The organism is Micromonospora sp. BQ32, from assembly GCF_059358895.1.
This window is the reverse complement of the sequence record NZ_JCADBI010000011.1, coordinates 87,195-103,413: the sequence shown is the minus strand read 5'-3', so window position 1 is coordinate 103,413 and position 16,219 is coordinate 87,195. Positions and strand designations below refer to the sequence as shown.

Sequence of the window (16,219 nt, the reverse complement as noted above, 5' to 3'; positions counted from 1 at the left end):
TCAGATCTTCTTGCGGTACGCCCGCAGCGCCAGCGGCATGAACACCGCCACGAATCCGGCGCACCAGGCGAGCGTCCACCAGACATGGTTGTCGAGTGGGGTGCCGAGGAACAGTCCGCGTACCGACGCCACCAGGTGGGTCATCGGGTTGACGTCCACGAACGCCTGCATCCAGCCGGGCAGGGTGTCGGCGCCGACGAACACGTTGGACGCGAAGCTCAGCGGCATGATCAGCGCGAACATCACACCCTGTACGGCACCCGCGGTCCGCACCTTCATCGACACCAGCACCGGCAGCCAGCTCAGGCAGAGCGCGAACAGCACCGCGAGCAGACACCCGGCGATCGCCCGGAACGGGTCGGTCTCGATCCGGAAACCCATTACGTAGCCGATGGCGAGGGTCGACACGGTGACGATGACGTACCGGACGACATCGCCGAGGACCGCGCCGACCAGTGGTGCGGAGCGGGGGATCGGCAGCGACCGGAACCGGTCGAAGATGCCCTTGGCGATGTCGGTGTTGAGGTTGACGCCGATCGCGATGGCGCCGGTGGCGATCGTCTGCGCGAGGATGCCGGGCAGCAGGAACTGCAGGTAGTCGTGGGTCGATCCGGCGACGGCGCCGCCGAAGACGTACACGAAGATGATGAGGAACAGCACCGGTTGCAGGGTGACGTCGATGAGCGCCTCGGGCGTACGCCAGGTCTTGATGAGGCTGCGCTTGGCGAGCGCCAACGAGTGCCGGACCAGCCGGAACGGCCGGGGGTTCGGCGCGGAGTTCGAGAGCGCGCGGCTTCTCGTGGGCGCTGTGTCGGTCAGGGTGCTCATGCCGCGACCTCCGTGGGGCGGGTGGTGTCGTCTTCTGACGCCGTACGCCCGGTGAGGGTGAAGAACACCTCGTCGAGGCTCGGCAGGTGCAGGGAGAGTTCGGTGACCGCGATGCCGGCTGTGGCGAACCGCGCGACGCTCTCGGTCAGGGCCGCGTCGTCGGTGACCGGCACCGCGAGCACGCCCTTGCGGATCTCGTCGGCCTGCGCGCCGGAGCCGACCTGGGTCAGGATCTCCGCGGTGCGGGGCAGCTGCGCCGGATCGGAGGGCCGAACCTCCAGGGTCTGCCCGCCGACCACCCGCTTGAGCCCTTCGGGGGTGTCGTGCGCGATGACCCGGCCATGGTCGATCACCGTGATCGAGTCGGCGAGCGCGTCGGCCTCCTCCAGGTACTGGGTGGTGAGCAGCACCGTCGAGCCGTTGTTGACCAGCAACCGGACCACGTCCCACATGTCCTCGCGCTTGGCCGGGTCGAGCCCGGTCGTCGGCTCGTCCAGGAAGATCACGTCGGGGGAGCCGACGAGGCTGGCGGCTAGGTCCAGCCGTCGCCGCATGCCGCCGGAGTAGGTCTTGGCCGGCCGGTTCGCGGCATCGGTCAGGTCGAACCAGTCGAGCAGTTCGGCGGCCCGTCGCCGGGCGCCGGTGCGCCCCAGCTCCAGCAGGGTGCCGAACAGCTCCAGGTTCTGCCGCCCGGTCAGGTCCTCGTCGACCGAGGCGTACTGGCCGGTGAGGCCGATGCTCTGCCGAACGCGCTCGGCGTCCCGCACCACGTCGAAACCGCTGATTCGGGCGGTCCCGCCGTCCGGGGTGAGCAGGGTGGAGAGGATGCGCACGGCGGTGGTCTTGCCGGCGCCGTTGGGGCCGAGCACCCCGAGCACCGTCCCACGGGGTACGGCGAGGTCCACGCCCTGTAGCGCCCTCGTCTTCCCAAATGTCTTCACGAGGCCCTCGGCTTCGATCACCAGGTCAGCTGTCATGCGCCGAGTCTGCGCGGGCCCGCTGACACCGCCCCGACACGCCGCCGACATCGGCTGACACGGGCTGACATCGGGGCCGAGAGCGAGGGCGGCCAGGGTGTGCACATCCACACCGGCGGTCGGCGTCACGATATGCTGGCCACGGCAGAGCGCCTGCCAGCGCCCGATGTGGTGGCCCACGCCTGACCACATGCTTGGGCCAAGAGTCTCCGACTCCGCGCCGATGTGTCGACTCTCGGCGTGCCGGTCACGCCGCCCGTTCGGTGGAGTGCGTGGGGCTGCACCGGAGGCGTCATGTCTGATCCGATCCCCCGACGGACCCCGGCCCCGGGACGCGCCCGCAAGCGCGCCATCCGCGAGCATGCAGCCCGGGCCGGCGTTGCCTACTCGGAGGCGGCCCGCCAGCTCGAGTCGGTCGGCCTCCGGCCCGGCGAAACCCTTTCCAGGTACGGGCGGACGATCTATCCGATCGGGTCCGACCCGCATCGCCAGCTGCTCGTCGAACGCCGTGAGCGGCGGTCGTTCGAGGAGCGGGTGTCGGACACCAGGCGGGCCGCGGTCCTGCCTCATGGTCGCGCGCAGCACCTCGTCGAGCGGTTCCCGCCCAGCCGGGGGCGTACCGGCAGCGGGGTGGGCTCGCTCTATCACGGCGAGGGCCGCGAGGAACTGCTCGCGATGCTGTACATCGTGATCGTGGCCGAGTCGCCAGGGTTGCTGCCCGAGGTGGGGGACCTCGCCTGGATCGCGGAACTCGGCGAGGACACCGCGCTCGACACGGCCTGCGCCGAGATCGACCGCGAAGCCCGCCGCCTGCTCGACCAGGAGCCACTGGCCCTCTGGTCGAGCATCCAGAAGGCGCTGACCGTGGCCGAACGCATTGTGGACGGGCGGGTCCGCCAGGAGGCAATCCGGCTGACCGCGCTGTTGAGCACGATGATGACACCGCGTCTGGGATACGCGGGCGAGCCGTACGTTCCGGGGTTGCCCGTCGCCGGTGCCCGGCAGATCCTCGACGCGCTGCTCATCGTCGCCGACGACGGACACGCGCCGGGCACCCGGGTACGCCTGCTCACGCAACCGCACGACGCGCGGTCGGCCACGATCATCGGTGCCCGGTGGGGTGCCTCCGGTCCGCCGGTGGGCTATCTCGTGTGGCTCGACGGGGCAACGGCGCCGCTGTCGGCCCGCCCCGACGACCTGATTGTCCTGGCCGACCAGGAGACCACTCCGCGCTGAGCCGGGGCCCGGCAGGGTGGTGCCCGCATCGTCCCTTCCGGGCCCCGTCAGACGCCCCCTGAACAGCGTCGTTGTCTGGACCACCCTCGGATGGATCAGGCGACGGCCAGGCGAAAGACCTGCCGGGAACCGGCCTCCGGACCGGGATCGACGGCCTCGGCAGGGGTGAAACCAAGGCGTTCGTAGAAGGCACGCGCACCGCTGACGCAGGTGCCCGGATGATCGGCGCCGAACGTGACCACTTCGACGGAGCCTGAACCCGGCACAAACGTACGCATCGCCGCTGCCATCAGTGCACGACCAACACCCTTCCCCCCGTGACTGCTCAGCAACGACAAGCCAGTGGACGCGGTGGGTCGGAGCCTTCGCCGTGAACAACAACCCACCCAGGTGATCGGACCCGGAGGAGACAGCAACGATCGCTGTGGACCGACGAATGTGCTTGCGCACCGCGTCATGGAAGTCACGATCCTCGATCATCGGGCCGAACCACACTCGACCTGGGCGGCCAGGCCAAGGAAGCCGATGAAGTCCTGCTCCTCGGCAAGTCTGACGAACACCCGGGCAGTCTGCCAGCAACACCATCGCGTCAGGTGAAGTAGTTGTCCATCAACCCCGCACCACCTCGTCGATCATGGAGTCGTGGTGGGCGACAAAAGCCCCGAACAGCAACAGCTCAGGCACCACAACTCCAAGATCGACAAGGCCAGCTCATCCAAGAACGGCAAACCACGGCTGGCTACGGAACGGTTCGCGACCACGTCAACCGTGTCCGCGCCCACCCAGGCGACAACAAGTCCGTCCGGCGCCTTCTGAGCAGGGCGCGATCTCTTCACCAAGATCCGCCACTAAGCCGTCGGGATCTTGGCCAGCAGGCTCGCCGCGCAGGTCTCCACCGACCGCACCACTGTCATGCGAGCCCTTATTGGCGAAGACACACCGCGCAAACGCTCGCAGTCGAAGCAGAACCCCGTCCTAAGAGGTCTCCGCCACCACATCGACAAGATGATCGACTCCGACCTCGACGTCACTGTCGCAACCATCTGGGAACGACTCGCCAACCAGCCCCACGCCGAGGTGCCACGACGTCCGGTTCGTCCTCGACCGCGTCGAGGACCTCGCCGCCGGCCGCAACCCAGACGCCGAGTGCCGTGCGCTGCCGGCCGGCCTGGGCGCGGCACTCGACCTGCGTCGCATCGGCATGTTCGGCTGGTCGAAGGGCGCCACCGCGACCGCGCTCGTCATGAACACCGATCGGCGCGTGCGGGCCGGGCTGAGTTTCGACGGCCCGATGGAATCGGCCCCACCGGCCACCGACCTGGACCGGCCGTTCATGCTGTTGACCGCGGAGTACACCCGGGCCCCCGAGTCGAGCGTCGCCGAGTTCTGGTCACACCTGCGCGGATGGCGGCTCAACGTGCACGCCGAGGGCGCGGCCCACGGGTCGTACTGCGACCTCCAGTGGCTGATCCCGCAACTGGCGACGATCACCGGAATGCCCGACGAGGCCCTCGCCGGCTGGATCGGCACCCTCGACCCGACCCGGGCGGTGCGGATCCAGCAGGCGTACCCACTCGCGTTCTTCGACCTGCACCTACGCCACCAGCCACAGCGCCTGCTCAGCGGCCCGAACCCGGCCTTCCCGGAGGTGCGGTTCATCGCCTGACCCACGCCGACCTGGTACCCGGGTGTAGAGCGGGCGCTTGGGGAGTGACGGTAAACCGGCGTTGACGGCGGGCAACGCTATTCCGGCGATTCCGATATCCGGCGTTGCCAGTAGATCTGGTGGTCCCACTCGCGGCCGCGTTGCCGGCTCGCCAGCAGCGACTGCGCCAGCGCCTGGGTCAGGTCAGAACCAACGGCCCGGCGAAATCTCGTTCTCGCTGTTCATTCAGCCGGCGCACGTGCGTTACGTACCGCCTGCGCTGTTCGAGGGGTGCCAGGCACCACGGACATGGGCCGGCCGGGCTCCCTCGCGGGGAGCCCGGCCGGTGCGGGTCGACGCCGTCGTAGAGCTGTCCCGAGCGCAGCGGGGGGAGGTGCTGCGGCGGGAGAGGTACGGACAGCGTGACCCCGCTCCGCGCGGTGGTCCACCTGCTCAGCTCGGTAGGCGGCCCCGCGTGGAGACGAAGTGGTACGACATGACGGCGAAACCGGGGTCACGGAGCAGCCGTCGGAAGGCGTGCAGTTGCTGAGGCGACAGCCCGGCGGCCAGCAGGTCCGGTTCCAACTGGCGGGAGTTGGTCTCGTAGAGCGATGTTCCGGTCGACCCGCCGGCCCAGCTCTGCGAGTGGGTGATGGTGTCCAGGTCGGTCAGACCGGCGAGGGCCATCTCGGTGTGCACGTCCTGCGCCCAGCCCAGGTCGGCGCCGTGGTCCTCCAGGACACCCATCATGGCGTCCATGACCTGCGCGAAGAGCTTCGCGGCGTCGTCGGTCGGGGCGGTCAGCACCCGCTGCGGCGCGGTGCAGTCGAACTCCTCGACCACCAGCCATCCGCCGGGCGCCAGCGCGCCGGTGAGCGTGCGCAGGACCCGTCGCCGATCGGGGAGGTGCAGCAGCACCAGCCGGGCGTGGATCAGGTCGAACGCGTCCCCGGGTGGCGGTTCGGTGCGCACGTCGTGCTGGCGTACGTGCAGGTTGCCGTCGGCCACCAGGTGGGTGGGGTCGATGTCGGTGGCCAGCACGTGCCCGTCGTCGCCGACCGCGCGGGCCATCCGCCGGGCCATCGAGCCGCCACCGGCCCCGACCTCCCAGCAGGTCGCGCCCGGCTTCAGGACCGGGCGGGCCAGCCGACGCGTGGTGATCGGATCGAGGAAGGACTCCAGCGCGTGCATCTGGGGAACGGCGTCCGGTGCGCCGTTGTCGAACGTGTACGTGTCATCGCTGGTAGCGGTTGTCATCGGTGTCTACCTCTCCGAGAAGGGTCGGGTTGACTACGGGGTGTCGGCCCAGAGCCGAGGGGTCGGTCGGTTGGCCGGGGGCGGCGCGACGGCGGCGACGCTCAACATCGCCGCCAGTGGGGCCGGATCGCGGCGGGCCTCCGCGGTCGGCCGGTCGTAGACCACCCGGCCGTACTCCAGCACCGCCACCCGGTCCGCGATCTCGATGGCGTGCTGGAGTTGCTGCTCCACGAGCAGCACGGTCAGGCCGTCGGCGGCGAGACCGTTGACGAGTTCGCGGACCCGCGCCGCCAGATCGGGCGACAGGCCCTCACACGGCTCGTCGAGCAGCAGCACCCGGGGCTGGCCGAGCAGCGCGCGGGCTATCGCCAGCATCTGCTGCTCGCCGCCGGAGAGTTCGCAGCCACGGTGTCGCAGCCGCACCGCCAGCCTCGGCAACAGTTCCAGGGTCCGGGCTACCGTCCAGCCCTCGCCGCCGGAGGCGGGGGCCCGCCACGGGGCGGCCGCCAGGTGCAGGTGCTCGGCCACGGTCAACCGGGAGAAGACCCGTCGGCCCTGCGGGACCAGACCGACGCCGGACTGGGCGATGCGATGCGGTTGTCGGCCGGCGACGTGTACGCCGCCGATCTCGATGCGACCGCTGGACGCTCGCACCAGCCCGGCGATGGTGTGCACGAGCGTGCTCTTGCCCGCCCCGTTGCGGCCCACCACGGCCTGGATGCTGCCCGGGCGTACCCGCAGGCTGACCTCGTGCAGGACGGTTCCACCGGCGTAGCCGGCGCAGAGACGATCCACAGTGAGCATCAGGCCACCCCATCGGCGTAGGCCTGCCGCACCAGCGGCGAGGTACGGATCTCGTCCGGCGTGCCGGCGGCCAACGTCTGACCGTCGCGCAACACCGTGACCGTGTCGGAGAGGGCGTACACCAGGTCCAGTCGATGTTCGACCAGCAATACGGCGACCGCCCTGGGCAGCGCCTGGAGCAACTCGACCAGTCGGCCGACCTCGATGGCGGACAGCCCGGCCGCCGGTTCGTCGAGGAGCAGCAGGCGGGGACGACCGGCCAGGGCCATGGCGATCTCCAACTGGCGTCGTTGCCCGTGCGCCAGGTGCCCGGCGGGGACCGCCGCGACGGCGCTGAGCCCCATCTGATCCAACAGCGACCCGGCCAGGTGCTGCGCGGCATGTCGGCGTCCGCCCGGCCACCACCGGTGGCGTGGGATGACCCGCGGCAGCGCGGCCACCACGACGTTCTCCGTCGCGGTGAGCGTCGGAAAGACCGCGGGTCGCTGGTGGATGCGGTTGATGCCCCGCCGCGCCCGGGCCGCCGGCCCGAGCCGACCGATGTCCCGTCCGTCGAATCGCACGGTGCCGCGCTGCGGCCTGGTGGACCCGCCGAGCACGTTGAGCAGGGTCGTCTTGCCGGCCCCGTTCGGGCCGATCAGCGCGTGCCGCTGGCCGTCGTGGATGCACAGGTCCACGCCGTCGAGCGCGGCGAGTGAGCCGTACCGGACGCTGACCTCCTGGGCCTTGAGCAGGCAGGTCATCGGCGCAGCTCCGGGACGGTGGCCTGCTCCTGGGCGGCTGGCGAACCCGGTTGGTGCGCCGGGGCGCCCGACGGGCGCAGCCGGACCCGGGCCCGGCTGACGCCGGTGGGCAGCAGGTAGACCGTCGCCACGAACAGCGCGCCCAGCACCAGCGGCGCGTGGCCGGGCAACGCCCCGAACAGCCAGTCCCGGACGGCGATGACCAACGCCGCGCCCACCAGGGCGCCGCCCACTGAGGCGGTACCACCGATGACGACACCGAGCAGCAGCAGAGCGGACGTGTCGAAGCCGAAATCGGCCGGGGAGATGTACTGCTGAGCGACGACCAGGAGCGAGCCGGCGGCACCGGCTATCGCCCCGGCGGCGATGTGCGCACCGGACAGGTGCAGCGCCACCCGGTGACCGCTGGCGCGCAGCCGAGTCTCGTCGTCGCGGCCGGCGCGCAGCACCAGCCCGGCCCGGGTACGCAGCAGCACCAGCACCGCGCCGATCAGCGTGGCCACGACGACCAGGGCGTACAGGTACCGAGCCTGATCGCTGGCCAGGGCAGGGAGCCCCCAGAACGGACGGACCGCGGGAATGCCGGCCAGCCCGTCCGTGCCACCGGTCACCGACCGCCAGCGCCCGAGGACAATGACGACGAGCTCGCCGATGGCCAGGGTGATCATCAGGACGATCACCCCTCGGGCGTGCACGACCAGCGGCACGGTGAGCGCGGCCAGCAGCGCCCCGGCGCCCGCCGCGACGACGAGCTGCACGACGCCGACGTCGGAGACTCGGCTGCCGACCACGGCGCAGGCGTAGGCGCCCGCCGCGTACGGTGCGGTCTGCCCGAGGGTGGGCATCCCGGCGACGCCGGTGAGCAGGGCCACGCTCACCCCGACCAGGGCCAGCGCCAGTGTCCGGGCGAGGAGCGCTGTGGTGTAGTCGTCGACCACCCACGGCGCCACGACCAGGCCGACCAGGACCAGCGCCGCGATGCCACCCCGGGCTCGCCGAATCACCTCGCCTCTCATGCCGCCCGCCATCTCGCGGCCAGGCCGCGCGCCCGTACGGCCAGCACCGCCGCCATGGCGGCGAACAGCAGAAACGGCGCGGCGGAGGGCAGCAGCGCCACTCCCAGCGTCTGGATCTCGCCGATCGCGAGCGCGGCCAGCAGGGTGCCCGCCATCGATCCGAGGCCACCGAGGACGACCACCACCAGGGAGAGCAGCAGCACGGTGTCGGCGGTGTCCGTGCCGGGGCCGATGATGGGCGCGCCCAGGACCCCGGCCGCGCCGGCCAGCGCACCGGCGGCGGCGAGCACACCGGCCCGGATCCGCGCCGGACTCACGCCCAGACAGGCGACCATCTCCGGGTCGTCCACGGCCGCCCGGACCAGCATCCCGGCTCTGGTGCGGCGCACCACCAGGTAGAGCGCGGCGGCGAGCACCGCGGCGACGACGATGAACACCAACCGGTACGCGGCGTAGCGGTGGCCGGCGACCACCACCGATCCCTCCAGGGCGGCGGGCACCCGGACCTGCGGGTCGTCAGGTCCGAAGCCGGCGACGAGCAGGCTGCCGCCGGCCAGTGCCACCCCGAACGTCAGCAGCGCCTGACTCAGGTGATTACCAGTGGCGACCGGTGTGAGCAGGCCGGCCAGGAGCACCCCCGCCGCGGCCGCGGCCAGCACACCGACGGTGAGGGCCAGGGCCAGGCTCGCCCAGCCGCCGTCGAGCAGCGCCGCGGCGGTGTACCCGCCGATCGCGTAGAGCAGGCCGTGCGCCAGGTTGAGGATGTTGGCGACGCCGAAACAGAAGACCAGACCCGACGCGGCGACGAACACCAGCAGCCCGTAGGCCACTCCGTCCAACGCCGGGATCAGGTACGGGTCGATCCGGTTCGTGCCGGCCGCCACCGCTGTCACCGGCCGACGGTCGCGAGGTCGCCCACCACGGTGTTGGACAGCGCCCGACCGTCCTGGCGGACCTGCCGCAGGTACCACTTCTGTACCGGGGAGTGCGTGGTGGTGGAGAACTGCCAGGTGCCGCGCGGGCTGGCGATCTGGCCGAGTTGGCCGATGGCCGTGTTGATGGCCTCGGGGGTCGGGTTGCTTCCGGCGGCGCCGATCGCCCGGTCCAGCACCGCCGCCGCGTCGTACGAGGCGAGCGCGTAGGTCGTCGGCGAACCGTCGTGCTTCGCCTTCCACGCGGCCACGAAGGCGCGGTTCTCGGCGTTGTCGAGGTCGGGGGAGTAGTTGAGCACCGAGTAGATGTCCCGGGCAGCCTCGCCCTGCGCGTTGAGCACGCCGCCCTCGGTGAGGAATCCGGCCGCGTACAGCGGGATGTCCTTGATCTCGGACTGCGCGTACTGCTTGACGAAGTCGACGGCGGCGCTTCCGGCGTAGAAGGTGTAGACGGCCGCCGCGCCCGAGGCCTTGATCCGGGCGAAGTACGGGAGGAAGTTGGTGGTGGCCGGGAACGGCGTGAAGGTCGTCTTGCCGTCGGCGTTCGCGAGCTTCCCGCCGAGCTTCCCGAACGCGTCGGTGAAACCGCGCAGCTCGTCCCAACCGCCCTGGTAGTCCGGGCCGATCGCGTAGACCGAGCCCTTCACGTTGTCGCGGACGTGCTGGGCGATCGCCTCCCCGGGCTCGTCGGAGAGGTACGACGTGTGCCAGACCCGGGAGACGTCCTTGAGCTCCGGCCGGCCGTTGGAGCCGACCAGTGGCACCTTGGTCTCGTTGAGCACCGGGGTGACTCCGGCGACCGAGCCGCCACCGACGATGCCGGTGAGCGCGGACACCCGATCCTGCTTGAGCAGTTTGGTCGCCGCCGGGACCGCGGTCTGGGCGCCGTTGCCCTCGTCCGCGACGATGAGGTCGACCTGCCGGCCGCCGAGTTTGCCGTCGTGGGTGTCCAGGTAGAGCTGGAAGCCGTCGCGGATCTCCGTACCGACCGCCTGGTACGTCCCGGACAGCGACGCGAGCAGGCCGATCTTTATCGAGCCGCCGGCGCTCGTGCCCGGGGCGTCGTCACCGCAGGCTGTGCTGGTGGTCAGCACGGCCGCGAGCAGCGCGGCGGTGAGGGCACGGCTGCGCCAAGGGGTGGTGAGAAACATGTCTGACTCCAGAGGAAGGGGAAGGGGTCTCCGGCGTGGGGGCGCCGGGGTTGGTCAGCGGCTGCGCGCGAGCGCCGCGCGGGCAGCGGGGGTCAGGGCGTCCCCGATGCGGTTGGCCAGCTCGGTCATCTCGTAGGAGACCTTGCCGACGTCGCACTCGGGGGCGGCCAGCACCAGCAGCGAGGCGCCGTCGTTGAAGGCCATCGAGAACATGAACCCGCCCTCGAGCTGCGTCACGTTGGAGATCACCGCGCCGGCGTCGAAGAAGGCCGCCGCCCCCCGCAGCAGGCTGACGAGCCCGCTGCCCGTGGCGGCCAACTGGTCGGCCCGGTCCGGTGGCAGGTCGCGGGTGGCGGCCACCATCAGGCCGTCGCTGGAGATGGCGATCGCGTGGCTGACCTCGGTCGCGCGCGCGGCGAAGTTGTCCAGCAGCCAGCCGAGATCCTGTTGGTCGGTCACGTGCTCTCCTGTCGCGTCAGTTGTTGCCGAGGTTGATCGGGGTGCGCCGTCGGTTCGCCACGCCCCGCGCGTACGCGGCCATCGCCGTCGCCACCTGCGCCGGGTCGCGGTACTCGGACCGTTGCTGCTGCTGCGGCACTGTCACACCGCCGGGCACGAGGTGCCGTTGCGGCTGCCGTTTGGGCAGGCCGGAGTCGGTGGTCGTGGCGACCTCGGGGGTGTGCGCCTGGGCGGCCGTACGCCAGGCGTCGTCGGCGGGGCTGGACCACTGCTGGCCGTTCTGGCCGTTCTGACCGTCGACGACGTCGGTCTGGAACCAGTGGTTGACCTGTTCGAAGATGAGGAGCTCCTCGGTGGGCGCGTCACCCCGGTCCGGAGGTGGGGGAGCCGGTCGGAAGACCGGTGCCGCCGGCAGGGTCCGTTCGGCCGGAGGGCGTCCGGCGGTGGGTTCGGGGCGCGGCTGGTACGGCGGCGGAGGACTGGTCGTCCGCGCTGCCCGCCGCGACAGCCGGCCGGGTGCGAGCAGGTACTCCTCCGGGGGCAGGGACCGGATGATCGTCGCGGGCAGTGTCGCCTCGGCGAGGATGCCGCGTCGGGGGCCGCGTCGCAGTTGGACGGTGGCGCCCAACCGAGCCGCGAGCTGGCCCACGACGACCAACCCCATCGCCCGTACGGCGGCCACGTCGATGGCCGGCGGGCGGGCCAGCAGCTCGTTGAGCTGTTGCAACCGCTGCGCGGACAGCCCCACGCCCTCGTCGCTGATCTGGACGATGACGCGGTCACCCAGGCTCCGGCCGCTCACCCAGGTCTCACTGCCCGGCGGTGAGTACGTGGTGGCGTTGTCCATGAGTTCGGCGAGCAGGTGCACGACCTCGTCGACGGTCTTGGCGGCCACCGCGACGTCCCCGTCGATCATGCCGAGCCGGACGCGCGCGTAGTGCTCGATCTGGGACAGCGCCGCCTGGAGCACCTGTTGCAGCGGGACGTCCCGCTGGCGTACGCGACCGACACCGACGCCGCCGAGCACCAGCAGGCTGGCGTTGATCCGACCCATCCGGGTGGCCAGGTTGTCCAGTGTGTACAGCTGGTCGAGCCGGTCGGGGTCGGTCTCGTCCCGCTCGACCAGGTCGACCTGCGCCAGGACGGCGTCGACCAGTCGCTGTTCGCGGCGGCTCAGGTGGATGAAGATGTCGGCGGTGTTGGCGCGCATGACGGCCTGTTCGGCGGCGGTCCGCACGGCGGCCTGGTGCACCGCGCTGAACGCCTGACCCAGTTCGCCGATCTCGTCGTCACTGGACGGTTCGAGGGCGGCACTGGACTGCTGGCGGGCAAGCCTCTGCGGGTCGACGGTGGCGCTGCCGGGCTGTTGGAGCTGGGCCACCACGGCGGGGAGCTGTTCGAACGCCACGGCGTTCGCCGCGTCCCGTAGGCGGCGCAGCCGGCGGGTGATCTGCCGCGCGACGGCCCAGGTCACCAACGCGGTCAGGACCAGGGCCAGGAGGACGCTGGCCGCCTCGGCCACGGCCCGGCGGCGCTGGTCGGCGTGCGCGGCTCGAACGTCGTCGCGGACCGCGTCGTCGACCCGGGCGCGTAGATCGGCCAGGCGGGCGGCGCGCGTCTGGGTGGTGGACACCCAGGCGTCGGTCTCCAGTTGCAGCCGCGACCCCGGCTGGGCCCGGGACACCTCGTCCTGCATCCGTTGCAGGGCAAGCGCCTCCTTGCCGGTGCCGGCCTGCTCCCACCAGAGGCTCCACTCGGGCGGGGCCAGCGCCAGGAACGACAGGCTCGACTCGGTGTAACTGGTGCGGGCCGCCGTGATGTCCTGCTGCATGGCCGGGGTCAGCTCGCCACCCGCGACGGCGCGCAGCACGGCCACCTGCTGCTGACCGATGGCCTCGGCGGTCTTCGACAGCGACGCCGAAGCCCGGATCCCGTCGGCGAGTTCAGCGTCCACCACGCCGTGTGAGACAGCCTCCCGGAAGTTGATGAGGTCGGCGATCGCGATGCGGTAGCTGAAGGTCATCGCCGACACCGACGCGTGCGTGGCCGTACGCACCTGGGTGCGCAGCGGGGCGAGGCCGTCCAGAGCCGCGTCGATGCGCCGCAGCAGAGCCAGGTTGGCGTCGTTGTCGCCGGACAGTCGGTCCCGCTGCCCCCGGTAACGGGCGACGGCGTCATCGGTGGCGGCCATCTCCGCGCCGAAGGTGTCCTGCTGCTCCGGCCGGGCGTAGGTGAGCAGGTCGGCGGCGGCGATGCGTTCGCGTTGCAGCCGGTAGGCCAGGTCGCCTGCCTCGGCACCGACCTGCGCCAGGATCTGCAGGTCGCTGGCGCGGGCTGTCTGGCGTGCGCTCTCGGTCAGTGCGAGACCGGCGAAGCCGATCACGGCGACGAGAGGGGCCGCGACGATGAGGCGCATCCGACCGGCTATCTTCCAACCGCGTCGGCGGGTCGGGTAGGGTCTGGCCGCGTGGGACCGGGTGCTCGACGCCAAGATTGACTCCCACGACTCGTCGATGACGGTCTATCCGCACGTTGCCGAATGCAAGTCCCATTCGGCCGGAAGCCGCGCTCGTAGACCAGACCTGGCCGTGGTACAAACTGCCCGTACCAGCATCTGTACCCAACGTCAGCGACCGGTGACGCCGCGCGGTCGGGCCGGATCGGTCGGGTCAGCGCTGGTGGTCGAGGGGCCCGGCCGGCGGGTGCCGCCGCTCCGGGTCGTCCGGTTCGGGTTGGCCGTTGAGCACCTGGCCGATCAGTTCCCGCAGCTCGTCGATCGCGTCCACCACGGCGCCCGGATCGCGCGCGTCGCGCCGACCACGCTGGCGCGGCACCTGCCGATCCAGCCGAGCCGGTTCCGGAGCGCGCGGACCCCGGCGACCGTCGGCGGCCAACTGCTCGGCCGCGACCTGCGGCCACAGCGCGGCCAGCCGGCCGCCGGTGTCGAGCACGTCGTCGCAGCGCTGCGCGAACTCGTGACTGCCGAACCGGCGACCTGACTCGACCGCCGCGACCGTCTCCCGGCTGAACCGCACCAGATCCGCCAGGGCCCGTTGGGTCAGGCCCCGTTGGACGCGACAGTTGCGCAACTCCCATCGGAACCGCTGACTGGCCGCAGAGTGAGCCGAGCTCGACGGGGACGTGTGCTCCATGCGCTCACCTTCGTGGAACGGACTTTCAGCAGCGGACGTCAGATCGAGATTGACCGATGAGCTGAACATTCACAGAGGGCAATTCTTAACCCAGGACGCGATGGGTGTGAAGACGTTCACCGGTATGGATCGACGGGAAAAGCGCGAAAGGTGCCTGCCGGGCCCGTTGCCGGCGTCGGGGTGCGCCGGGTGGAGGCGGGCAACGCCGCCCCACCCCACCCCCGACCCGTCCGCAGGTCAGCGCCGCTGGCGCTGGCGCGCTCTCAGCCGGCATGCACTTCGGCCGTCGCCCCATCCCGTGCCGCGGGCATGTCCGCGGCCGGCGGAACATCGATTCTCGCGAGCAGCGTACGGTGCGCCCGAAACGCGACATTGGGCTTGTACGAGCGATGTTGCTCCGGTGACAGTCGTAGTCCGGGAATGGTTACGGCGAGCCGGCTGAGGGCGATCGCCGCCTCCAGGCGCGCCAATCCCGCGCCGATGCAGAAATGCGCACCGTGGCCGAACGACAGATGATTGCCCACATCGACCCGGTGTGGGTCGAACCGGTCCGGGTCATGAAACGCCGCGGGGTCCCGGTTCGCCGCGCCGATCAACAGCAGGCAACGGGCCCCGGCGGGGATCGTCACCGCCCCCAGGGTGACATCTCGGGTGGTCACCCGGAGCCAGCCGTCGATGGCGGGCGCGAATCGGAGCGTCTCACCCACGAAGGCGGCGACGAGCCCCGGGTCCGCGGTGATCGCCGACCAGCGCTGGGGAACGGACAGGGCCTGATCGAGGGCGTGCGCGAGCAACCCGGCGGTGGTCTCGTGCCCCGCGACCAGGAGATTGAAGGCCAGGCTGGCCACCTCGGGCACCGTCAGTACGGTGTCGTCGTCGTCCCGGTAGGCCAGCGCGCGGCTGATGAAGTCGTCGCCCCGGTGTCCACTGTCCACCCGCTGGCGGACCAGATCTTCGCAGTAGTGCCAGAACTCCAACAGGCCCTGCGCCAGGCGTACCTGCTCGGCCGGGTCCGGCTGCCCCCAGATGAGGGCGATCTGGCCATCCGCCCAACTCCGGATCCGCCCGATGTCGGCGTCGGGCACCCCGAGGATGTCCAGGACCACCAGCAGGGGAAGCTCGGTCGCGAACTCCGGGATCAGGTCGACCTGGTCGCCCTGGCGGGCGGCGAGACGGGACACCAACTGGTCGACCCGGCGCCGGACGATTGCCCCGTACTCGGCCTCGACCCGCTCGGCGGTGTTCGCGAAGGTCGCCCGCAGCGCCCGCCGGGTGCGGGGGTGCGCCGGTGGGTCCGCGGCGGCCGTCGTGGGTGGTGCGTCGATCTGCATGATCACGCTCATTGCCGGCGGGCACACCTCGTAGACCGGGGCGAGGGTGAGGGCGTTGGCGAATGTCGCGGCGTCGGCGAGGGCCCGCCGGACGTGTGTGTGCCGGCTGATCAGCCACAGGCCCAGATCCTCGGCGTAGTGCACCCCGTCGGGATCGTCGAGAATGCGCCGCCACATGCTCGCCGGATCGGTGAGATAGACCCCGGTGAACGGATTCAACCGCATGGAAAGCCTCCTGATGCACGCGGCGCGAAACCGGCAGCGCCCCCATTTGGCGATCCACTTCAGCCGGGCCAATAATGGCGCGCATCTGCCTCTGGCTCTTTACGGTGCGCTGGCCGGCCGCACAAGTCAAGATTGGTTTTCGTCTATTTATTGCGTGGCATTATTGCGTGTTGCAACAGCCGGGCGAACCTGGCCAGATGCAAGTTGCGGCTCGGTCCTTGCCATGAAGTCGACCCCGCCGCACGGTGCAATCAACTCGCCGCTTTCCCTCATGCCCGGGGAAACGACCCCCGAGACGACGAGTGACGCCGCAGTCCGGTCACCGACCCCGACGGAAGGAGCTGACCCGACGGAAGGGGCTGGCGCTGGCGGGAGGAGTTGGCCCCCGCGGCGACGTCCGGGTGTCGCGGGGGGTTCCAGCCCAGGCCGGAACCCCCCGCGCTCCTCGTGTCGTGACGACCCG

At 71.0% G+C, this 16,219-nt stretch carries 16 protein-coding genes; 3 read left to right on the top strand and 13 right to left on the bottom strand.

Features of this window, described 5'->3' with window-relative positions; genetic code table 11:
• Positions 1-828 carry an ABC transporter permease gene (locus tag AC5L30_RS21130; RefSeq protein ID WP_494869310.1) on the bottom strand — a complete coding sequence of 276 codons (828 nt, stop codon included), beginning with the start codon at positions 826-828 and terminating at the stop codon, positions 1-3.
• On the bottom strand, positions 825-1,805 hold the full coding sequence (locus AC5L30_RS21125; protein WP_494869309.1) for an ATP-binding cassette domain-containing protein: 981 nt from the start codon (positions 1,803-1,805) through the stop codon (positions 825-827). Before AC5L30_RS21125 ends, AC5L30_RS21130 begins: the two co-directional genes overlap by 4 nt.
• Before the next feature lie 294 nt (positions 1,806-2,099).
• Between AC5L30_RS21125 and AC5L30_RS21120 the strand changes: the two genes are divergently transcribed.
• Positions 2,100-3,041, top strand: a complete 942-nt coding sequence (locus AC5L30_RS21120; RefSeq protein ID WP_494869308.1) for a hypothetical protein — start codon at positions 2,100-2,102, stop codon at positions 3,039-3,041.
• A gap of 95 nt (positions 3,042-3,136) precedes the next feature.
• On the opposite strand, the gene AC5L30_RS21115 is transcribed toward AC5L30_RS21120, so the two are convergent.
• The gene (locus AC5L30_RS21115) at positions 3,137-3,499 is read right to left on the bottom strand and encodes a GNAT family N-acetyltransferase (RefSeq protein ID WP_494869447.1); all 363 of its coding nucleotides are present in this window, start codon (positions 3,497-3,499) and stop codon (positions 3,137-3,139) included.
• 187 nt (positions 3,500-3,686) lie between these two features.
• Here AC5L30_RS21115 and AC5L30_RS21110 point away from each other — a divergent pair, with 187 nt between their 5' ends.
• Both AC5L30_RS21110 and AC5L30_RS21105 read left to right on the top strand, forming a co-directional pair.
• Positions 3,687-3,857 (top strand): hypothetical protein, encoded by a 171-nt coding sequence (locus AC5L30_RS21110; protein WP_494869307.1) that lies wholly within the window; start codon positions 3,687-3,689, stop codon positions 3,855-3,857.
• A 385-nt stretch (positions 3,858-4,242) separates the two neighbouring features.
• Positions 4,243-4,707, top strand: coding sequence for a hypothetical protein (locus AC5L30_RS21105; protein ID WP_494869305.1), 465 nt, complete (start codon positions 4,243-4,245; stop codon positions 4,705-4,707).
• 432 nt (positions 4,708-5,139) lie between these two features.
• On the opposite strand, the gene AC5L30_RS21100 is transcribed toward AC5L30_RS21105, so the two are convergent.
• The 10 genes from AC5L30_RS21100 to AC5L30_RS21055 form a co-directional block, all read right to left on the bottom strand.
• Positions 5,140-5,943: a class I SAM-dependent methyltransferase gene (locus AC5L30_RS21100; RefSeq protein ID WP_494869303.1), complete on the bottom strand. Its 804-nt coding sequence runs from the start codon at positions 5,941-5,943 to the stop codon at positions 5,140-5,142.
• 33 nt (positions 5,944-5,976) lie between these two features.
• Positions 5,977-6,747, bottom strand: coding sequence for an ABC transporter ATP-binding protein (locus AC5L30_RS21095; RefSeq protein WP_494869302.1), 771 nt, complete (start codon positions 6,745-6,747; stop codon positions 5,977-5,979).
• Entirely contained in the window at positions 6,747-7,490 is a 744-nt protein-coding gene (locus AC5L30_RS21090) for an ABC transporter ATP-binding protein (RefSeq protein ID WP_494869300.1), read from the bottom strand. Before AC5L30_RS21090 ends, AC5L30_RS21095 begins: the two co-directional genes overlap by 1 nt.
• Complete coding sequence (locus AC5L30_RS21085) at positions 7,487-8,506, bottom strand: branched-chain amino acid ABC transporter permease (protein ID WP_494869299.1); 1,020 nt, start codon at positions 8,504-8,506, stop codon at positions 7,487-7,489. Before AC5L30_RS21085 ends, AC5L30_RS21090 begins: the two co-directional genes overlap by 4 nt.
• Positions 8,503-9,399, bottom strand: a complete 897-nt coding sequence (locus tag AC5L30_RS21080) for a branched-chain amino acid ABC transporter permease (RefSeq protein WP_494869297.1) — start codon at positions 9,397-9,399, stop codon at positions 8,503-8,505. Before AC5L30_RS21080 ends, AC5L30_RS21085 begins: the two co-directional genes overlap by 4 nt.
• Positions 9,396-10,589: an ABC transporter substrate-binding protein gene (locus tag AC5L30_RS21075; RefSeq protein ID WP_494869296.1), complete on the bottom strand. Its 1,194-nt coding sequence runs from the start codon at positions 10,587-10,589 to the stop codon at positions 9,396-9,398. The genes AC5L30_RS21080 and AC5L30_RS21075 overlap by 4 nt, the downstream gene beginning before the upstream one ends.
• Before the next feature lie 54 nt (positions 10,590-10,643).
• Positions 10,644-11,048 (bottom strand): roadblock/LC7 domain-containing protein, encoded by a 405-nt coding sequence (locus AC5L30_RS21070; RefSeq protein ID WP_030490280.1) that lies wholly within the window; start codon positions 11,046-11,048, stop codon positions 10,644-10,646.
• 16 nt (positions 11,049-11,064) lie between these two features.
• Entirely contained in the window at positions 11,065-13,464 is a 2,400-nt protein-coding gene (locus AC5L30_RS21065; protein WP_494869294.1) for a sensor histidine kinase, read from the bottom strand.
• A gap of 253 nt (positions 13,465-13,717) precedes the next feature.
• The gene (locus tag AC5L30_RS21060; protein ID WP_494869292.1) at positions 13,718-14,200 is read right to left on the bottom strand and encodes a helix-turn-helix transcriptional regulator; all 483 of its coding nucleotides are present in this window, start codon (positions 14,198-14,200) and stop codon (positions 13,718-13,720) included.
• Positions 14,201-14,463: 263 nt separating this feature from the next.
• Complete coding sequence (locus AC5L30_RS21055) at positions 14,464-15,756, bottom strand: cytochrome P450 (RefSeq protein ID WP_494869290.1); 1,293 nt, start codon at positions 15,754-15,756, stop codon at positions 14,464-14,466.
• Positions 15,757-16,219 lie beyond the last annotated feature (463 nt).